Source organism: Brevundimonas sp. TWP2-3-4b2 (assembly GCF_049897345.1).
GTDB lineage: Bacteria > Pseudomonadota > Alphaproteobacteria > Caulobacterales > Caulobacteraceae > Brevundimonas.
Map to the genome: position 1 here is coordinate 1 of NZ_JAFCWB010000018.1, position 581 is coordinate 581.

At 63.3% G+C, this 581-nt stretch carries 1 protein-coding gene; it reads right to left on the reverse strand.

Annotation, left to right across the window (positions count from 1 at the left end; all coding sequences use genetic code 11):
• The coding region (locus tag ACP7AS_RS13105; protein ID WP_426029301.1) for an IS6 family transposase at positions 1 to 392 on the reverse strand (392 nt) is incomplete at its 3' end.
• Between the last annotated feature and the right edge of the window lie 189 nt (positions 393 to 581).

Here is a 581-nt window from a genome sequence, read left to right on the forward strand (position 1 = left end):
TCCGGCTCGACCGGCTGGTTGTGCAGGAGGCGTCGAAGAAGCCTCAGCGCCGCCTCTGTGTCCCGCCGGCGCTGGACCACGAGGTCCAGGACCTCGCCTTCATCATCGACAGCGCGCCACAGGTACATGCGCCTTCCACCGATCCAGCAGACCATTTCGTCCAGGTGCCATCGTGGCGACGGGGCCGGACGGCACCGCCTCAGACGCCGGGCTATCAGCGGCCCGAACTTGATCGTCCAGCACCGGATCGTCTCGTAGCTGACGTCGATCCCGCGCTGCGCCAGCAGCTCCTCAACGTCGCGGAAACTGAGGCTGAACCGGAAGTATAGCCACACGGCGTGACGGATTACGTCCGCCGGAAACCGGTGACGCCTAAACGAAATCGACTTCACGAAATATCTTCTCCGCCAGCGGCTTACAGCCGAATTACCGCAGACCTTTTAGCGTTTTCCTGACAGCACCCCACCAAAGCTCCATCCGCCAAAGGTCGCTGTAAGCCCTTGGCATCCTCCCAGGGCGCGCGCATCCACACGTCGCGTTCCTCCGCCGTGGTCAGGACCACCGGCATCGCCTTGGGATGT